The organism is Rhodococcus sp. 14-1411-2a (assembly GCF_002259485.1).
Taxonomy (GTDB): domain Bacteria; phylum Actinomycetota; class Actinomycetes; order Mycobacteriales; family Mycobacteriaceae; genus Rhodococcoides.
This window is the reverse complement of the sequence record NZ_NPGA01000022.1, coordinates 1-18,033: the sequence shown is the minus strand read 5'-3', so window position 1 is coordinate 18,033 and position 18,033 is coordinate 1. Positions and strand designations below refer to the sequence as shown.

Sequence of the window (18,033 nt, the reverse complement as noted above, 5' to 3'; positions counted from 1 at the left end):
AGCGCTGCGCTGGGCAATCGCAGGGCTTTTCAGTCGGTGGGCTGGCGCCGGATGAAGTCCGACATCCCCGGCACGGTGAACGCGATCCGGCCGTGTTCGGGGGACCAGATCAGGCCTTTGCGGATCAGGGAGTCGCGGACGTCGCTGACACCGGTCGTCGTTTGTCCCATCGCCGCGGCGACGACTCCCGAACGCGGTGCCTCGTCTGAGGCAAGTGCTATCGCGCGCATGTAGCGGCGCTCCCTGTCGGAGGGGCGATTCCATCGTGAGGGGAAGAATCCCTCGTCCAGTGCCCGTCGTCCTTCCTCGACCGCGAGATGGGCGTCGTCTTCGTCGAATACTGCTGTGGCAGCAACGTTCCAGACGGCTTTGCCGTATTCCTGCAGGAAGTACGGGTACCCGCCGCTGGCCTCGACGAGAAGGGCCAGGGCATCGGGGGTGAAGGACCCGCCGTGCTGGTTGACTGGGATCTCCAGAGCTTCGGCGGCATCGGCCGGTGCCAGGGGACCGATGGTGCTGTAGGCGAACTGCCGCTCCGCGTAGGACCGGTTGTCGGCGAGCACCGACGGAAGGTTGGGCAGACCCGCGCCGATGACGAAGAACGGCCACTCCCGCTGGCTGGCCCGATGCTGCACCGACAGCAACGCGCCGAGGAGATCGGAATCGAGGTCCTGCATCTCGTCGATGAACAGCCCGAACGCGGTGCCCTTCTTCTTCATCGCGGCGCTGATCGCCTCGACGAGTTCTTCGAGATCGAGGTCGATGTCTCCGCTGGCGGCACCGTGATCGAGCGACACTTCGACCTTCGCCGGTCCCAGGCCGACACCGAGGGTGAACCCGCGGGCGAGGGAGATCAGGTCATCGAGCGCCTTCTGCATCTGATGTTTGCGGCTGAACCGGCGCAGGCCGGCGGCGAGTTCGGACCCGAGCTTGGCGCGCACGGCGCTGACGCCGGACTCGTTGGGTCGCGCCTCGAGGCCAATCGTCAACCAACCTTGACGTTCGGCGTGCTCGGACAAGTTGTTGAGAAGGGTGGTTTTGCCGACACCGCGGAGGCCGGACAGGATCATGCCGCGGTCATAGTTGCGGTTCTTGCTCCGAGCCACGAGAAGGTCGAATTCTTCGCGTTGGCGGGTTCGCCCCTCCAGCGCTGGTGGCCGCAGTCCTGATCCTGGTTTGAAGGGATTCAAGGCGGGGTCCATATGGAGAACTATAGTCATTTATGGTGTTCTGTCCATAAGTAGTCATAATGTTCCATACTGTGCGTTCGCAAACGCAACCCTTGGCGTTCTAGGTCGTCGTTGGACTGGACTGCGTGACAGAGGTGGCTGCGTCCGTGAGTGATTCCGCAGTTAAAGACTCGGCGCTACCGGTCGGGCGCTACCGACTCGCGATCGACGACGCACGCGGCGCGCTTGCCGTACGCACTGGTATCGGCCGATCGACCAGCGCGCGGCTACGTTCTTCTCGATACGGAAGTTTCGCCGCGCCGGTCGGTTCGATGCTCCTCCAACCCAAAGCTTCTGGTGCTTCAATGAGTCGAGAAATTTGAAGTGCCCCGGAGTGCTGGTTACGAGGATGGTCTCTTGAAGAAAAGTGTCGTCGCAGTGGGTGTGGCGAGTTTTCTGTTCGCGGTCGGATGTTCATCCGACGGACAGACGACAGCGGAGCTGGATCGGCCTACGCAGCAAGCAGCGACTTCCGAATCGACAAGTTCTCCTACAGCGACTGCAAACACCGGCGAGAGTCCGAGAGGGAACAAGGTCAAGGCGTTCGACGAACGGGCGGGCCTTGGCTGCGAGAGCGGCGGCGGGTTTCCCTGTGAGGTCGAATTCGTGGTCGGAGCGCCAATACCTGCGTCGGAATGCTCGACGACGCAGTACCAGCCGGAGTTCGGATCGATCCTGGCATTCCCCATTCGAGTCGAGATCTTGCCTGGTGTGAACGTAGCGCAATACATGGGCATGTTCACTCCCGATTCGTTTTCGGCCGTTCTTGAATCGGGAGTGACAATTCCCGAAATTACGTCGCCGGCGGCATGGGTGTGCGCCGAGTCCAACAATTCGATCCCTTCGCAGCTGTCGCCTGCATCCACGTACGAAGGTTTCATGGTGCTCGACGTTCCAACTGATTCGACCACGATCGTGTTCCAGCCAGTTGTCATGGAGCCTGGCCAGGGAGGGTGGGAATGGCCGCTGTAGCGGCAACGTGTTCGGCCATCGACCCGGTCGCCCGCATCAATGAGCTTCCCGCATGACCGGCGACATCGTCGTGGCCTCCGAATCGGCCCGGCCGCCACAGAAAGCGGACGTCCTCGCCCGGGCCTGCGCGGCCCTGACCGCCGGAGACGCTGACGCCGCCAAGGCCATCATCGGCACCGACTACCCACACGTCGTCGGCACGGCAGCGCAACGCCGATACACTCTCCCCGAGATGCTGCGCACGTTCTACCGCGACGGATTCCTCGACCGCTACTCCGGCGACCAATTGATTCACCCGGGAGCATTGAGGTTGCTGTCGGTCGTGCTGCCGAACGACTTTCCCGCACATTCGAATTGGAAGATGACCGAGACCCATTTCGCGTTCTGGGAGCTGTTCCCGACCATCGATCACATCCATCCGGTCGCCCGCGGGGGAGCCGACGAGGCCTCGAACTGGGTGACCACCTCGATGCTGCGCAACTCCGCCAAAGCGCACTGGACCCTGCCCGAGCTCGGCTGGACGCTGCACCCACCCGGCGACGCGCAACACTGGGACGGCCTGTCGGGCTGGTTCACCGACTACCTCACCGACCGCCCCGACCTAGCCGCCTCCTCGGCCTATCTAGGTCGGTGGCTGCGCGCCACCCGCGCTGTCCAGGTCGAACGCGCCTGAACCATCGGGCACGTCGAGACGGCAAACGCCAGCGCAGTCCCAGGGCCTGATGACAGCGTGGCCGCGACCGATAAGCAGCCCTTATGTCAGGCCATTTGGTTAGCCCCGAACGTCTTCGGGATTCGGTACAGCTTTTTGTCGAGTCTGCTCTCTAGCCACATTTCCATAGGCACCATCCATAGCCGGCCCGCTGTCCAGGCCTTTGAGGACCGTAGGAAATGTTCGATGGCGAATTTTTCAGTGATTTTCGAGTCTGGTATGCGCACAGTGGACTGATGTAGCGCTGTTTGTCACTTCAGCTCCAGTGTGAGCCCCAATGCCTGGGCAATCTTGGCAATCGTAGCGGTCGTGACATCGTAGTTCGCCTCCACTCGCGCGATTGTCGGGCGGGAAACCCCCGATTTCTCGCCAAGCTCCGCCTGCGACCAGCCGTGTTTCTTGCGGGCGTAGCGGATGGTTTCGCCAAAGCCCACCTGCCCGGGCTCGCTCATGACTCCAACTCCGACTCGACCATTGAGCCCGGATCAGCGCGATGTTGGGTATGAAGGGCGTCCGCGGCGATCTCGGCGATCTGTTCAAGAAACGCAGGGTCGGTCATGTAGGACTGGATCTCCTGCGACTCGCTCACCGTCTTTAGTACAGCGAGTCCAACGGCTCCGCTGAATCCTTCGGAAGCCTTGAGCTGCGCGACGGTGTTGTTCTTTGCCATCGCCACGGCCTCTTCGTTTGTGTCGAGGAACCCCCAGAAAGTCGTGATGAAGCCGGAGACGCTCTTGGGGCTCACGTCCACGCCCTTGGCTTGGAACATTTCGTTCACTTTGTCGATGGCCTCGTCCAAGGGGCCGCGTTTCGGCGTGTTCCCCGGCTTGTGCTCACCTTCGAACGTTGGAAGCTTGATCCCTTCGCTGCTGCCCTCGCTCAACGAGTGGTCCTCACTAATAGCGGACGGCACGAGCTTGACTCCCGAAAGCTGCACGCCCTCAAGGTAGCTGTCGTCGTAGTCAATGTCGTCGGTGTGGAGGTTGCGCCCTAGCAAGGTTGCAAGGATCGCTCGACGGTGTAGCTCGGGGTCCTGGTAGTCGACGATCTGGCTGAGAAACTGCCACGCGTTGCGGTAGCTGAGCACGTCCGTCCGGAAGCCGTTGAGAGCTTCCCTCTGCTCTTTGTCTTTAGTCAGCACAGCCTGCCGCCAACGGCCACTCCAGCGGTTTTTGATCGGCGAGAGAGCCTTAGCGATCGCTTCCCCTCCGGCGTCGCTCAGGAAGGCTTTAGCGACTTTATCCATCTCGTCTTGGTCGTAGAGCGCAGCCGTGTCCAGCCGCTCGCCGATCGTGTACAGCGCGTTGGGATCGACGTCTCCGTCAACGTAAGCATCTACGTAGTAGAGCTTGAAATCTTCCTGAACGCTCGCTGGGGTGTTGCGGAAGTCGACAACCATCGGGGCGGTCTTGCCCGGATACATGCGGTTCAGCCTGGAAAGGGTCTGGACCGTGGCGACGCCGGAGAGCTTCTTGTCGACATACATTGCCATGAGGCGCGGCTCATCGAAACCTGTCTGGAACTTGTTGGCCACGATAAGAACCCGGTAGATGCCCTCCTCTCGAAACGCTTTGGCGACTCCGCCGCGACCGTTGACCGAGACTTCGGTGACACTCTCGCCTGTCTCATCGGTAAGCGCGCCGGAGAAAGCCACCAACGTGCTCATGTCGGTGTAACCCTGGGTCGCGATGTAGTCGTCCATCTTCCTCGACCAGCTCAGCGCCTCCATCCGCGAGCTTGTTACGACCATGGCCTTTGCCTCACCGCCGAGCATCTGCATCACGTTCCGCCGGAAGTGCTCGATCACGACGCGGACTTTCTGCGCGATCGCGGTCGGGTGGAGACGGGCGTAGCGCACGATATTTGAGACTGCCTCGCCTGTATTAACCCGGATCTCGGTCTCGGACCCTTCCGCCTCAAGCGTGTTCTTCACCCGGAGGAACATGTCGTACGTCGAGTAGTTGGTCAGCACATCGAGGATGAAGCCCTCCTCGATCGCCTGGGCCATCGTGTAGGTGTCGAAGGCTTCCCAGCGGCCATCTCGCTCGGTGCCGAACAGGCGCAGCGTCTTTGCCTTCGGAGTCGCGGTGAGCGCGACAAACGTGATGTTGCTAGAGGCTGCAATCGCCGAATCCTTAGCCAACAACAGGTCATCGGCGCTGATGGTGTCCTCGTCGGCGTCAAGCTCGACGTCCGCCAGCAGCTCCTTTAGCTGACGCGCAGTGGAACCAGACTGCGAGGAATGCGCCTCGTCCGCCACCACGGCCCAGTGCCTGCCGCGCAGCTCTTGGGTGTCCTCGATGAGTTTCATGACTTCGGGGAACGTCTGTAGGGTGCACGTGATGATGTGATCGCCCTCAAGCAGCGATTTCTTGAGCTGCGGCGACTTGGCACCCGACTTCTCGCCAACGGCCACGACGAGGCCCTTGCTCGACTGCACAAGGTTCATGTCTTCGCGGATGTTCTCGTCGAGCACGGTGCGGTCGGTGACGACAATGACCGAGTCGAACGTCGACTTCGAATCGGGGCTCATGTGGCGGATCAGTCGATGGCTGAGCCAAGCGATGGTCTTCGTCTTCCCTGAACCAGCCGAGTGCCAGATCAGATAGCGCTTCCCGGTGCCGTTGGTCTCGATGTCGGCAACGACTCGCTCGACAGCGCGTAGCTGGTGGAAGCGAGGAAAAACTAGACGTCCTTCGTTTTTGCCGGCCTTGCTTGGCTCGAAGAGTGCGAAGTCTTTGAGGATGCGCATGAACATCGGGCGGTCGAGGATCTCACGCCATAGATAGTTCGTCGAGGAGCCTGTGCTCGATGGTGGGTTGCCCCCGTGGCCTTCGTTGCCCTTGTTGAAGGGCAAAAACACTGTGTCCCCGCCCTGGAGTTTCGTGGTCATATAGACGAGGTCGTTGGACACCGCAAAATGGACCAGCGCGCGCCCCGGCGCGAGTAGTGCACGGTTCTTGCCTGGCTTCCGATCTTCTTTGTACTGCCGGATCGCGTGGTTGACCGTCTGAGTGTTGTCGGTCTTCAACTCCAGGGTCGCGACTGGTAGTCCGTTGGCGGTGAGTACCACGTCGAAGGTCTCATTGGACGTCGTGTCGAAGCGAACCTGGCGGAGGATGCGCAGACGAACAGCAGCCGCAGCCTCTACCACCTCGGTCAAGTTGGGGTTTGCTGGTGGGAAGGCCATCATCGGCCCGAATTTCGCGGCAGGACGGCCGATCTGGGCGTAGATGAAGCCCTTGCGTAGTACACCGAGCAACCCGCCGACCGGATGCCCGGTGGTCGGGTCCATCTTGGTTGTCTTGGCGAGTTCTTTAGTGACGTGCTGGAGCAGCTTGCGCTCAGCGTCTAACTTCTGCTCGTCGACAAGATCACCCGGCACGGCCTTCTCGAACTCACCTGGGTACTGGCTGCTGAGCCAGTGCAGCACGTCGTCATCGACCATAGCGAGGGCGATGTTCCAGCCGGTCGGCTTGCCGCTGTCCTCGTACCGCCACCCACGCTCGGCAAGTTCGGCGCAGAGGTTGCTTTCAAACTCTCGTTCCATTAGTTGCTCGTGGCTCATGCGACTTCTTTCTGTCCGGTCACCACGTCGGCTATGAGCGCGGCTCGGCGCTCAACGAGCAGGGACTTAAACTTTGCAACTTTCGCCATCATGACCTCGATCTGGTCGGTGATCTCATCGAGATGGTTGGCGATGCGCGTTTGCTCCGAGTGCGATAGATGTGGAACTGGCAATTCGCGAGCCTTCTGGGAAGACAAGGCCGGTATCGTCGCACCGCCGACGATAATGTCGATGAGCCCAGCCGTGAAGTGGCCTTTGATGCAGTAGTTAAGGAATCTGCCGTCTGAGTCTGGATGGGGGCGAACGCGGATCACGTGGTTCTGGAACCCCCAGTTAGGCATGTCGTCTTCGAGTACGACGCTCCGACCGTAGCCACCGCCCCCTTCGACAATTAGGACATCTGCGGCCCGCAGATCGTATTTGCTGAGTTCGTCGTCACTCATCCACATGCGCTGATCGTCAAGCTCAAGGCCGTAGGGCTGAATAGATGCGGCACGCACGTAGTTCACATAACTTTCGCGGTCGTGCTTCTGAGTACCCTGCACAGTTTTACCCAGCGAAACGTCGGCGCAGAACTTCAGGCGAGTAAACACCGCTGTACGGTTTACGGTCTCGCCCTGGATCATGGCCGACCTTCTAGCATTGAGCGTTTCGGCCAGTTCGTCTAATTTACCAATCATCGCGTCGATTTCACTCGTCTCGCGGTCGAGGTAGTCGGCGATGGCCCGCTGAGTGGGCTTGAGCGGAAAGGAAATCTCCAGCTTCGCGAGGGCGGCACGGTCGAACTGCGTTGAACGTTCTCGGATGCCCTTACCATTTGCCGCAATCCAGCCGGCTGCAGTAGCCGCACGCAGGTAATACGCAAGAAATTCGAGGTTACAGTCGTCGCTCCGATAAGCATGGACCACGGGAGACGCTTTGCCGTCAGAGTCCGAGACGCCAATGGCACCGAAGCCGCCATCCATCGAATGTATGACCAAGTCGCCTTGTGAAATATGTTGGTAGCCAATTTCTTTCAATGCGTTGGTGAACCCCTCTTGACGACGATTCCGGCGCAAAGTGACCTGACCGTCTCGGAACGCAGTAACAATCTCGTCGTCTTCCAACGGTTCACGCCAGACCGGCTGCAGGACATACTGGGCCCTGCATGTTGTCCAGTTAGCAGGTACAGACGGGGGCCACGAACCTGATTGGGTCATTCCTCACTCACCGCCTCGAACATCGCTGCCAGCTCGCCCATAATTTTCTGAACATCGGAGTCGATTTCGGCGAGCAGGCGGGGCTCCTCGGGCGTATAGAAGATTCGCGTGAACGGGATCTCGTTGCCATGCTTGGCTTTGCTGACATCCCACTGCGCGTCAGGAGCGAACGGCAGCACGTCGCGTTCCATATGCTCAACTACGTCCTCGCTCAGCGGTACCCGTTCAGTCATTTTCCAGTCGTCAGCGATAACCGGCATGCCCTTGCGGTCGACAGCCAGCGGCGCATCGGCGGCGGGCACCGCCAACGCGCTCATGACTGCGCCGATAAGGCTGATGGAGGACTTCAGCCCGGCAGCTTTCGCGGCTTGAGGGAATGACTTCGGCAGCTCGTTCCAGGGCGTGCGATCCAGTGACTTCAACACCGGGATGTACCCGTCGGCGAAGTCTCGGTGTTTGCGTAAAAGCTCGACACTCGTCTCGCTGAACCGAGTCGCGAGCCTGGCTTGCTTGAAAACCGGTACGTCCCGAAACATGAAGTCCTCGGGTCTCATTACCCGCGAGATGACGGGGTCGGCGTGCTCAAACGCCTTGTACGCCTCAAGCACCACAGTTCGGTTACCTTTACGCATCTCACGGCGTTTGTCGCCCATGCCCTTTCGCATTGAGGCCCATTGCCCGGAGCCATCGATGAGCTGGATCTTGCCCTGGCGCTCGGGGTCCTTTTTCGTGTCGAGAATCCAGACGTAGGTGGCAATCCCTGTGCCGTAGAACATACTCATCGGCAAAGCAATAATTGCGTCGATGAGGTCCGATTCAAGTAGCCACTGCCGTATCGCGTTGGGACCTTTATCGCTGGTGAACAACGGCGAGGCGTTGGAGACTACTGCAGCGCGGCCGCCTTGGCCGTTCTTCGCTGCAGGGCTGAGCTTCGATGCGCAGTGTGCGAGGAACAGCATCTGCCCGTCGCTCGTACTCGGTAGACCATGGCTGAAGCGCGTGCCAAGCGCTTTGGCCTGATCACGGATGGACCTCTCGTCCGCCGACCAATCCATTCCGAATGGCGGATTGGAAAGCACATAGTCGTAAGTTTGTCCCTCGTAGAGGTCCTCTACGAGGGTATTTCCTTGCTTGATAGCGTCCGGTCGGCCTCCCTGGATGAGCAGGTCCGCTTTGCCGAGCGCGAAAGCGGAGGGCATGAGCTCTTGGCCGTAGAGCGTCACATCGATCTTGTCGTTCATCCGTTTCAGTGCGTGATGAGCGATGAGCAGCATACCTCCGGATCCAGCAGTTGGGTCATAGACAGAGCGCGCCGCGCTTTCGCCTGCGAGAGTGTCGTCATCGTTGGTGATCAGGATGTCGACCATGAGCTTTATCGCGTCGCGCGGCGTGTAGAAATTGCCCGCGGCTTTGCCCTTCTTGTTGAAGGCGCGGTACATGATGTCCTCAAAGACGTCGCCCATCGTCGTGTTCTCAACATTGCTCGGCGCGAGGTCTAGCGTTGAAAAGTGCTTCACGACGGAATGCAGACGATTTGCCTCGGCAAGGACTTGCACTCGTCGGACGAAGTCGAAGGAGACCCAGATGTCGGCGATGTTATTCGAGAACCCAGCAATGTAGCTCTTCAACGACTTCTCGACGTTGTCGTCGACGGACGCGATAGTGGCGAGGTCGAGCGGCGAGACGTTGTAGAAACTGAGCTTGAACCGGTCCTTGACCGCGATGTCGATCAGGTGCGGAGGCAGCGCGCCCCGCGAGGCGACGAAATCGGTAACCTGCTCCTTCGAGTCGGCCAGCATGCATTCCAGGCGACGCAGCACTGTGAACGGAAGAATGAAATCTCCGTAGTCTTCTTCGTCGACGATGTTGCGAAGGAACTTGTCTGCGGTGTCCCAGACTATGCGTGCTGTCGTCGTGCTCGTGCTGGTGGACGCCGTCGTCGACTCTGCCATGTCTGCTCGTTCCTGCTCGCTGCGACCATTCTTGTATCAAAGACTTTACATCAAATGTGTATCACGAACGTGACATTCGGCTGTGCGGTCAAGGGGGAGATGAATCGCATCGATCTACTGAGCTTGACCTCGGGTTAGCAGGGGCCAGCTACCGGACGCACTTAATTTCGCGGATATCCAACACTTCGTCGGCCTCGTTGGCACCCACAAGAACGCGGACGGAGTCCCGGCGCGGGAAGCTGGTGCTCTGCATCGCATCGGCCGGCAACTTGTTCACCTGACGCACAACCGAGTTCTTTGCTCGCCCAGCGAGCCAACCTCACTCAGGCACGCAGGGTTGTCGCAGGCACGGGCCGACCGTGTCCCGAGGCGCATGTCGAGTAGTGCCTTGTCTAGAAAGCAAGTTGAATACGATATTCATTGCTGATAACGGATATTATGTCAGGTTGCAGTCGAAAGTCATTGTCATGCAACGTATGTCAATCCTACCTGCTGGCGCGACCGCCTGCCGGACATGATCTAGAAGTACCGCGGATCCGCCGTTGTGAAGCAGTTCCGTTTCGTGTTGCAAGCCGCGGTGCTGTTGCTCGAGATGGTTCGGATGCCAGCGGCGCGGGCATTCGTCGCCGATGCCCCCGAATCCGTTGTCTCCGATGCTTGCCACTGCTGGGCCGCTCCCGTCCGGACCGGCCTGGGTGTGGGAATGGAAGTGGGATGTAACTGCGCGGGTTCGCAGAAACTCGCGAACGATAGCGTCGCAACACGCGCGTACGTGGAGCATCAACCCGTGAGGGGCAACCGCATTCGCAGACTGGCGACCATCAAACGCCTTATGCGGCCGCCAGCACAGCCTCGCGTTTGATCCGGCAAGACCACTGCCGTCTACCGATCGGCTCCGGCCCACCCCTTCCCTCATACCCCCACGGGTACTTGCATACCCCCCTAGGTATGTGTCACAGTAGGGATGTACCCGCCAGAAAGGACCGCCATGTGCTACCCCGTCCCGTGCCCGGCATGCGGTAAGACCACCTGGGCTGGCTGCGGTCGACATGTCGACAGCGTTATGAAGAACGTTCCGCGGTCGCAGCAGTGCTCCTGCTCCATGGAGACACCCGCCCCAGCTACACGCGACAACTTCTTTCGTTCCCTGTTTCGTCGCTGACCCCCACCCCAACAGCACTCCACTGCATTTCGCAGGAATCTCTGGGCGTCTTCAACGCTTCTGAATACCCCCACCCGTATTAGGAGAAGTAATTGTGACCAAGCCCGCTACCGCGGCGGCCACCGGCCGCCACGACCGCCATCGGCCACCGGCACCCGGCGCACTAGGCCGCCTGGGAAGCACGATGGTCGCCCGCCGCAGGTGGGTGTTCGGCATCTGGCTGATCGCCCTCGTTGCCCTGGGATCGGCTGCGCCATCGGTGTTCTCATCCTTGGCCGGGGCCGGCTGGCAGGCCAACGGTTCCGAATCCGTCCAGGTCCGCGAGCTCGCCCAGCAGCATTTCGGTGGTAACTCCTCTGCGGCAGTGCAAGTGGTCGTTCACTCCGACACCGCCACGATCGAAGACGCAGCGGTGCAGCAGACACTCACCGACGTCGCGGCCGTATTCGACGGTGACACTCGCTTCGGCGAGATCATCGCCCCCCAGCCAGGCATGACCATCAGCCCCGACGGCCGCACCGGCATCCTCATCGCCGGCGCAAACGCAAGTACAGATGACATGGTCAAAGCCGTCGACGAGGTCAAAGGCGAACTGACCGAACTCTCCGGCGACGGCATCGAGGTCTACCCGACCGGGTCCTCCGCACTGTGGTCGGACTTCAACAAAGCCAACCACGATGCCATGATCCAAGCCGAATTGTTCTCCTGGCCGGTCACCTTGGCGATCATGGTGCTCGCGTTCGGATCGCTCGTCGCCGCAGGACTGCCGCTGCTACTCACCGTCGCCGGACTCGTCGCATCCGCCGGTGGTCTCGTGCTGCTCAACGGCGTCACCCCGATCTCGGTGTGGGCGATGAACTTCGCGATGATGTTCGCGCTCGCCCTCGGCATCGACTACGCCCTCTTCATCGTCGCCAGGTTCCGCGACGCACTACGCAACGCCGATCCCCGTGCCGCCGTCGCCGAAACCATGGACACCGCAGGCAAAGCCGTGGTCCTGTCCGGTCTGACAGTCCTGGTGAGCCTCTCGGCAGTGCTTCTCGTTCCCGCACCGGCCGTGCGGACCATGGCCGTCGGCATCATGCTCGCTGTCACGTTCGTGCTGATCGCCACCATGACCCTGCTCCCCGCAACCCTGGGGGCACTCGGCTCCAAGGTCAACGCCGCATCCCTGCCCTACGCCAAACGCCAGCAGCACCGCTCCCCGAAATTCGCAGCCTGGGGCGAACTACTCCACAAGCATCCCTGGCCGTTCGCACTGGTCTCCGTCGGCATCCTCATCGTCCTGGCACTGCCGGTCCTCGGACTGAAAGTCGCAATGCCCTCGATCACCGTCGTCCCAGAAGATGCACCGGTTCGCCAAGGCTACGAGCTCGTCCAAGCCCAGTTCGGCGACGGCGCACCCGGCGCACTGCAGATCGTCGTCCCCTCTTCCGACGCCGCCGCGACCGCCACCGCAGCCAGCAGCGTCGACGGGATCTCGATGGTGACTCCGCCCCAGCCTGCCGCGGACGGCTCGAACTACTCACTGCTACAAGCGCTTCCCGCCGTGGACCCCTCCGACGAGAGTATGGGCACCATCCTCGGTGACCTGCGCGCGCAGCTCCCGGAGTCGGCATTGGTCGGCGGGGCACCGGCGGAGAACCTCGATCTGCAGCAAGCCCTCAACGACTACCTGCCGCTGGTGATCGGGATCATCCTCGCGCTCGGTTTCATCCTGCTGCTCGTTGCACTGCAGGCACCGCTGATCGCGATCCTCGGCACCGCCGTCAGTCTGCTCTCGACCGCAGCCGCATTCGGAGTAGCGAAGCTGATCTTCCAAGACGGACACGGTGCATCACTGCTCGGCTTCACCCCACAGGGGTTCCTCGACGGCTGGGGACCGGTGTTCTTCTTCGCGATGATCTTCGCCATCGCCATGGACTACACCGTGTTCCTGCTCGCCACCGCCAAAGAGCACTACGAGAAGACCGGCGACCCGAAAGCCGCCCAGGTCGACGGCCTCGCCCACTCCGGCCGCGTCATCTTCGCCGCCGCCGCGGTCATGGTCGCCGTGTTCTTCACCTTCGCACTCTCCGATCCGCTCCCACCGAAAGAAATGGGCATCATTCTCGGTGTCGCGGTACTGCTCGACGCCTTCCTGATCAGGCTCATCCTGCTGCCGGTCCTGCTGCGTCTGACCGGTCACGCCGCATGGTGGTCACCAGCCTGGCTGCGCAAGGTGCTGCCCTCGATCAGCTTCTCTCACTGACACCCTCACCACACCCAACGGAGCAATCATGACCGATCCGAACACAACCCACTCGGCGGCATTCACAGGATGGCCGATCGAACGTATCGTCCCCGCCCTTGCTGCCGGTGTCACCGCCACCGGTCTGGCACTCGGCGAATTACACGCACCGCAATGGCGACTACTCAGCGCGTTCGCTGCCGCCAACCTCGCCCTCTACGCAGCGGTCGGCTGGTGCCCGGCCAGCGCGCTTCTCACCAGGGTGGGCGTGCCGAGTATTCGCCAGCCCCGAATCGGGTAGGCCCAGATCACCGCAGTTCGACCACCGAAAGGAACTTCCCTTATGAACATCGCACTCTCGACCACTCTGACCGACACCGACTTCGACACCGCAGTCGACGCCGTCAAAGCCTCCCTCGCAGATCAGGGCTTCGGTGTTCTCACCGAAATCGACATGCAGGCCACGTTGAAGGCCAAGCTCGGCGAGGACATGGAGCAGTATCTGATCCTCGGTGCCTGCAATCCGTCCCTCGCGCACCGCGCCGTCGGGGTCATGCGCCAGATCGGCTTGCTGTTGCCGTGCAATGTCGTCGTCCGCGCCGACACCTCCGCTTCCGGATCGGTCATTGTCGAAGCGATGAACCCCGACATCATGGTCCAAGCGACCGGCGAGCCAGCACTGTCCGACGTCGCGGCCGAGGCCACCACCAAGCTCCAGGCCGCCATCGACGCACTCGGTGGCCAGGACGCAGCCCACAGCTGATGACCCTGACGCTGGCACTGGTCCTCGGCGTCGCCGTCGGCATCCTGCTCGGTCTCCTCGGAGGCGGCGGGTCGATCCTCGCCGTCCCGGTTCTCGTCTACGCCCTGGGAATGGACCTGTCGGAGGCGATACCGACATCGTTGCTGGTGATCGGTGTCGCCTCGGCGACCGGGGCCATCCCCAAGGTGCGGGCGAAGCTCGTCGAATGGCGACTGGCGGCGATCTTCGCGGCCACCGGTATCGTCGGCACGCTGGTCGGCAGCGTCCTGGGCAGGCATCTGCCCGAGGCCGCAGTGATGATCGGCTTCGCGATCGTCATGATCATCGCCGGGGCGCGGATGCTGCGCAGCACCGACGATGTCGGAACCGCTTGCAAGACAGGAAGTTCCGGGATCGATTGGCGGCGATGCGCACCACGGTCCATACCGACCGGGTTCGGGGTCGGTGTCCTCACCGGACTGTTCGGCGTCGGCGGAGGATTTCTGATCATCCCCGCTCTGGTGCTGTTGCTGGGAATCGAGATGAGTGTCGCTGTCGGAACGTCGCTGGTGGTCATCGTCGCCAACTCCGCCGCCGGACTGATCGCTCAGGCCGACGGGCTCGGCGGGAACTGGCCACTGACAGCCGCGTTCGCCGGTGCGGCGATCGCAGGCTCGCTGGTCGCCGGAAAACTGAGCACACGCATCGACACCGACAAGCTGCGCACGTGGTTCGCCTACCTGGTGTTCGCCGTCGCGGGCTATGTACTTGTCGACACCCTCGTTCTTTCATGACCGACTGCACACACCGAACCGATGCCCCCGGGGGTAATCTGGAAGGACTACCACCATCACACACCCTCAGGAGACCGCAATGATCGGCGACGAAGACAGCATCGCATTGGTACTCAACCGTCTGCGCCGCGCACACGGCCAACTCGCCGGTGTGATCGGCATGATCGAGAACGGACGCGACTGCAAAGACGTCGTCACTCAACTCGCCGCCGTCTCCCGCGCCCTCGACAAAGCCGGATTCAAGATCGTGGCCACCGGCCTTCGTGAATGCATGACCGGCGACACCGCAGACAACAAAGAGCCCATGACCGAAGCAGAACTGGAAAAGCTCTTCCTCGCACTGGCCTGAACGAGGACGTTTCACGTCAGAAACGAGGCCGACCCGATTACACCGTAGGAGTACCCCGTGAGCACCACCGATCCAGACATCGCCATCATCGAAACGTCGAGCCTCGGCGACCGCAGCTACCTGATCAGCCACGACGGCATCGCCGTCGTGATCGATCCCCAACGTGACATCGACCGCGTCCTGGCACTGGCCACGGAGAAGAACGCCGCGATCACCCACGTACTCGAAACCCACATCCACAACGACTACGTCACCGGCGGACTCGAACTCGCACGCGCCACCGGAGCCGAATACGTTGTGCCCGAGGGTGACCCGGTCGAATTCGAGCGACGGGCAGTGGGGGACGGCGATGTCGTCGACGCGGGATCGGCGACGTTTCAGGTCATGCACACCCCGGGCCATACACATCATCACGTCAGCTACGTACTGCAACTCGGAGACGAACCGATCGCGATCTTCACCGGCGGCTCGATGCTCTACGGATCCACCGGCCGCACCGACCTACTCGGCTCCGAACACACCGACGAGCTCACCCATGCCCAGTTCCACTCGGTCCGTCGAATCGCCGCCGAACTCCCCGCCGACGTCGAGGTCTACCCCACCCACGGATTCGGTAGCTTCTGCTCCGCGACCCCCACCAGCGGCGACTCGTCGACCATCGGTGAACAGCAACAGTCCAATCCCGCGCTGACCCAGGACGAACAAACCTACGTCGACGAGTTGATCGCAGGACTGTCGGCCTACCCCGCGTACTACGCCCACATGGGCGTCATCAACACCGAAGGTCCGGCCCCGATCGACCTGTCCACCCCAGAACCCGTCGACCCCGACGAACTACGCCGCCGCATCGACGACGGACAATGGGTCGTCGACCTCCGCGCACGCACCGCCTTCGCTGCCGGACATCTCGACGGTTCCCTCGGCTTCGAGCTGTCGACGACATTCGTCACCTACCTCGGCTGGCTCTACCAGTGGGGTGCGCCGCTGACCTTGATCGGCGACACCTCCGATCAAATCGACGAGGCCACAAGGGAGTTGGCACGTATCGGCATCGACCACCCCTCCGGCTCCGCTGTCGGAGAGATTCACTCACTCGCCAGCGACGGGCGCGTACGGTCCTACGAAGTGTCCGACTTCGCCGGACTCGCCGCAGAGGACTCGGACATTGCAGTGCTCGACACCCGTCAACAGTCCGAATACGCGGACGGCCACATCCCCGGTGCGATCAACATTCCCCTCCACGAACTGCCGCACCGACTCGCAGAAGTTCCCGACGGCAAAGTGTGGGTGCACTGCGCCTCCGGCTATCGCGCCTCGATCGCGGCCTCACTACTCGACCGGGAACATCGCAGCGTGGTGCTCATCGACGACGACTACAACCGCGCAACAGATCTCGGACTCGACACCTCGAAGACATGACGAAATGCTTCGACGACCGAACGCGACGAGACAGGCGTACCCCCAGGGGGTATATGTTGGTATCATCGGCCGCATGCACTCAGTGAATCGGCACGGTCGACGGGGCACAGCTCCGACGGCAGCTTTACTGATTGCACTGACGGTGTTCGGTGTCCTGTTGATGCATTCGGTGACACCGATGTCGATGCCCGTGACCGGCTCGATGTCCACATCGATGAGCGGCGGCCATGCCTCGTTCGCAGCACCGTCCCACACGGACGCCACGGTTCCGGTGATGACCGGGGAACATGACTGCCCGTCGGGGTACCAGATGATGCATCCCTGTGTGGGTACGACAGCGTCGTGGCCCGCGCTGACGGTCCCGGTGACGAGCGCAGCCATCGACCCGGTACCGACGCTGCTTAACCGGATCGTTGGGCGCACCGACTCTGAGTGGGGGCGTGCGCCGCCGTGGACGTTGTGGGAGTTGGACAGATCGGTGACCTTGCGAGTGTGACAGGGAGCCCGGCAGACGCGTGTCTGTCGGCGGATCGAACGACATCGAATCCTCTGTACTACTCACTCTTGCAAGGAGTTTCCTCATGCGTACCAAAGTCATTGCCTCGATCGCTGCTGCCGCCGCGAGCGCGTTCCTCGTCGTCGGCTGTAGCGACAACGGGGCGGATTCGTCGATGGATGGCCATGCGATGGGATCGATGTCCTCGGCACCGATGTCCTCGGCCCAAGCAAGCGCGTCCGCAGAGTTCAACGATGCCGACGTGATGTTCGCGCAGATGATGTACCCGCATCACGCGCAAGCAGTGGAGATGGCCGACTTGGCGGACGGCCGCACCGACAACCCGGAGGTGCTGTCGCTGGCATCGGCGATCGCCGCCGCGCAACAGCCCGAGATGGACCAGATGACGGCATGGCTGACCGAGTGGGGCCAGCCCATGCCCGACATGGACAGGGGTGACATGGGTGACATGGGTGACATGGGTGACATGGGCGGGATGGACCACAGCTCCGGCAGCGGCATGATGACCGCTCAGGACATGGACGCGTTGATGGCAGCGTCGGGACCGGAATTCGACCGCCAGTGGTTGACGATGATGATCGCCCACCACACCGGCGCCATCGAGATGGCCAACACCGAAATCGCAGACGGTTCCAATCCTGACGCCCTGGAGATGGCCCGCACCATCGTCGCCACCCAGCAGCAGGAAATCGACACCATGCAGCGGCTGCTCGGCTGACCCGGCCCGCTATAGACAACGATGGCCGCATCCTCTCCGGCGGAGAAGGTGCGGCCATCAACGTTCCACAATTGTCAGAGCTGCGTTCCCGGTACGAGATCAGCTCTCACAGTGACGGTGTGCGCTGCGACGGAGGGTTGGAACTCCCCTCGTTCACCGCTCCGGTGATGGTGTCGGGTGTGAGGTCGAGTCGACGCAGTAATTGTGCGTTCGCAGCGACGATGATCGTCGACAGCGACATCAGGATCGCGCCGATCGACATCGGCAGCACGAACCCGACCGGCGCGAGCACTCCTGCCGCGAGCGGAACCGAGATGAGGTTGTATCCCGCTGCCCACCAGAGGTTTTGCTTCATCTTTCGGTACGAGGCGCGCGAGAGTTCGATCACCGACAACACCGACCTCGGGTCGTCGCTGGCGAGGATCACTCCGGCCGACGCGATAGCAACGTCGGTACCCGCGCCGATAGCG

Annotated in this window: 15 protein-coding genes and 1 pseudogene; 10 read left to right on the top strand and 6 right to left on the bottom strand. The window is 61.7% G+C overall.

The features are described 5' to 3' along the window. Positions 1 to 29: 29 nt before the first annotated feature. The gene (locus CH291_RS25645; protein ID WP_094688979.1) at positions 30 to 1,202 is read right to left on the bottom strand and encodes an ATP-binding protein; all 1,173 of its coding nucleotides are present in this window, start codon (positions 1,200 to 1,202) and stop codon (positions 30 to 32) included. Positions 1,203 to 1,607: 405 nt separating this feature from the next. Between CH291_RS25645 and CH291_RS26620 the strand changes: the two genes are divergently transcribed. Together CH291_RS26620 and CH291_RS25635 are read left to right on the top strand one after the other, a co-directional pair. Beyond that, the gene (locus CH291_RS26620) at positions 1,608 to 2,201 is read left to right on the top strand and encodes a hypothetical protein (protein WP_094714460.1); all 594 of its coding nucleotides are present in this window, start codon (positions 1,608 to 1,610) and stop codon (positions 2,199 to 2,201) included. Positions 2,202 to 2,253: 52 nt separating this feature from the next. Next, a complete protein-coding gene (locus tag CH291_RS25635) occupies positions 2,254 to 2,874 on the top strand; it encodes an HNH endonuclease (protein WP_094688977.1) in 621 nt (206 codons plus the stop codon). Between the two features lie 290 nt (positions 2,875 to 3,164). Here the strand turns inward: CH291_RS25635 and CH291_RS25630 are convergent, their stop codons facing one another. The 4 genes from CH291_RS25630 to CH291_RS25615 form a co-directional block, all read right to left on the bottom strand. Next, positions 3,165 to 3,365, bottom strand: coding sequence for a helix-turn-helix transcriptional regulator (locus tag CH291_RS25630; protein ID WP_094639444.1), 201 nt, complete (start codon positions 3,363 to 3,365; stop codon positions 3,165 to 3,167). Further along, the gene (locus CH291_RS25625) at positions 3,362 to 6,481 is read right to left on the bottom strand and encodes a type I restriction endonuclease subunit R (protein WP_094688976.1); all 3,120 of its coding nucleotides are present in this window, start codon (positions 6,479 to 6,481) and stop codon (positions 3,362 to 3,364) included. Before CH291_RS25625 ends, CH291_RS25630 begins: the two co-directional genes overlap by 4 nt. Next, the gene (locus CH291_RS26615) at positions 6,478 to 7,587 is read right to left on the bottom strand and encodes a restriction endonuclease subunit S (RefSeq protein WP_179276674.1); all 1,110 of its coding nucleotides are present in this window, start codon (positions 7,585 to 7,587) and stop codon (positions 6,478 to 6,480) included. The genes CH291_RS25625 and CH291_RS26615 overlap by 4 nt, the downstream gene beginning before the upstream one ends. A gap of 89 nt (positions 7,588 to 7,676) precedes the next feature. After that, positions 7,677 to 9,632, bottom strand: coding sequence for a type I restriction-modification system subunit M (locus CH291_RS25615; protein ID WP_094639446.1), 1,956 nt, complete (start codon positions 9,630 to 9,632; stop codon positions 7,677 to 7,679). Between the two features lie 1,346 nt (positions 9,633 to 10,978). On the opposite strand from CH291_RS25615, the gene CH291_RS25605 reads away from it, so the two are divergent. The 8 genes from CH291_RS25605 to CH291_RS25570 all read left to right on the top strand — a co-directional run bounded on the left by CH291_RS25605 (position 10,979) and on the right by CH291_RS25570 (position 17,563). Beyond that, complete coding sequence (locus tag CH291_RS25605) at positions 10,979 to 13,045, top strand: MMPL family transporter (protein ID WP_230074946.1); 2,067 nt, start codon at positions 10,979 to 10,981, stop codon at positions 13,043 to 13,045. Positions 13,046 to 13,073: 28 nt separating this feature from the next. After that, positions 13,074 to 13,325, top strand: a complete 252-nt coding sequence (locus CH291_RS25600) for a YgaP-like transmembrane domain (protein ID WP_094688975.1) — start codon at positions 13,074 to 13,076, stop codon at positions 13,323 to 13,325. A gap of 42 nt (positions 13,326 to 13,367) precedes the next feature. Beyond that, positions 13,368 to 13,787, top strand: a complete 420-nt coding sequence (locus CH291_RS25595) for a DUF302 domain-containing protein (protein WP_027494150.1) — start codon at positions 13,368 to 13,370, stop codon at positions 13,785 to 13,787. Beyond that, complete coding sequence (locus CH291_RS25590; protein ID WP_027494149.1) at positions 13,787 to 14,560, top strand: sulfite exporter TauE/SafE family protein; 774 nt, start codon at positions 13,787 to 13,789, stop codon at positions 14,558 to 14,560. Before CH291_RS25595 ends, CH291_RS25590 begins: the two co-directional genes overlap by 1 nt. 79 nt (positions 14,561 to 14,639) lie before the next feature. Beyond that, positions 14,640 to 14,909 (top strand): metal-sensitive transcriptional regulator, encoded by a 270-nt coding sequence (locus CH291_RS25585; protein ID WP_027494148.1) that lies wholly within the window; start codon positions 14,640 to 14,642, stop codon positions 14,907 to 14,909. Between the two features lie 57 nt (positions 14,910 to 14,966). Next, on the top strand, positions 14,967 to 16,328 hold the full coding sequence (locus CH291_RS25580) for an MBL fold metallo-hydrolase (RefSeq protein ID WP_008720030.1): 1,362 nt from the start codon (positions 14,967 to 14,969) through the stop codon (positions 16,326 to 16,328). Positions 16,329 to 16,401: 73 nt separating this feature from the next. Further along, positions 16,402 to 16,824: a DUF6153 family protein gene (locus CH291_RS25575; RefSeq protein WP_094688974.1), complete on the top strand. Its 423-nt coding sequence runs from the start codon at positions 16,402 to 16,404 to the stop codon at positions 16,822 to 16,824. Positions 16,825 to 16,909: 85 nt separating this feature from the next. Further along, a complete protein-coding gene (locus CH291_RS25570) occupies positions 16,910 to 17,563 on the top strand; it encodes a DUF305 domain-containing protein (RefSeq protein WP_094689067.1) in 654 nt (217 codons plus the stop codon). A 106-nt stretch (positions 17,564 to 17,669) separates the two neighbouring features. On the opposite strand, the pseudogene CH291_RS25565 reads toward CH291_RS25570, so the two are convergent. Beyond that, positions 17,670 to 18,033, bottom strand: a pseudogene (locus tag CH291_RS25565) (heavy metal translocating P-type ATPase); the annotation flags it as partial.

What these genes read in the sequence shown, in the direction of transcription:
- CH291_RS25645 (WP_094688979.1), bottom strand. Translation starts at nt 1,202, where the DNA reads ATGGACCCCGCCTTGAATCCCTTCAAACCAGGATCAGGACTGCGGCCA.
- CH291_RS25600 (WP_094688975.1), top strand. Translation starts at nt 13,074, where the DNA reads ATGACCGATCCGAACACAACCCACTCGGCGGCATTCACAGGATGGCCG.
- CH291_RS25630 (WP_094639444.1), bottom strand. Translation starts at nt 3,365, where the DNA reads ATGAGCGAGCCCGGGCAGGTGGGCTTTGGCGAAACCATCCGCTACGCC.
- CH291_RS25605 (WP_230074946.1), top strand. Translation starts at nt 10,979, where the DNA reads ATGGTCGCCCGCCGCAGGTGGGTGTTCGGCATCTGGCTGATCGCCCTC.
- CH291_RS25590 (WP_027494149.1), top strand. Translation starts at nt 13,787, where the DNA reads ATGACCCTGACGCTGGCACTGGTCCTCGGCGTCGCCGTCGGCATCCTG.
- CH291_RS25615 (WP_094639446.1), bottom strand. Translation starts at nt 9,632, where the DNA reads ATGGCAGAGTCGACGACGGCGTCCACCAGCACGAGCACGACGACAGCA.
- CH291_RS25625 (WP_094688976.1), bottom strand. Translation starts at nt 6,481, where the DNA reads ATGAGCCACGAGCAACTAATGGAACGAGAGTTTGAAAGCAACCTCTGC.
- CH291_RS25595 (WP_027494150.1), top strand. Translation starts at nt 13,368, where the DNA reads ATGAACATCGCACTCTCGACCACTCTGACCGACACCGACTTCGACACC.
- CH291_RS25570 (WP_094689067.1), top strand. Translation starts at nt 16,910, where the DNA reads ATGCGTACCAAAGTCATTGCCTCGATCGCTGCTGCCGCCGCGAGCGCG.
- CH291_RS25575 (WP_094688974.1), top strand. Translation starts at nt 16,402, where the DNA reads ATGCACTCAGTGAATCGGCACGGTCGACGGGGCACAGCTCCGACGGCA.
- CH291_RS25635 (WP_094688977.1), top strand. Translation starts at nt 2,254, where the DNA reads ATGACCGGCGACATCGTCGTGGCCTCCGAATCGGCCCGGCCGCCACAG.
- CH291_RS25585 (WP_027494148.1), top strand. Translation starts at nt 14,640, where the DNA reads ATGATCGGCGACGAAGACAGCATCGCATTGGTACTCAACCGTCTGCGC.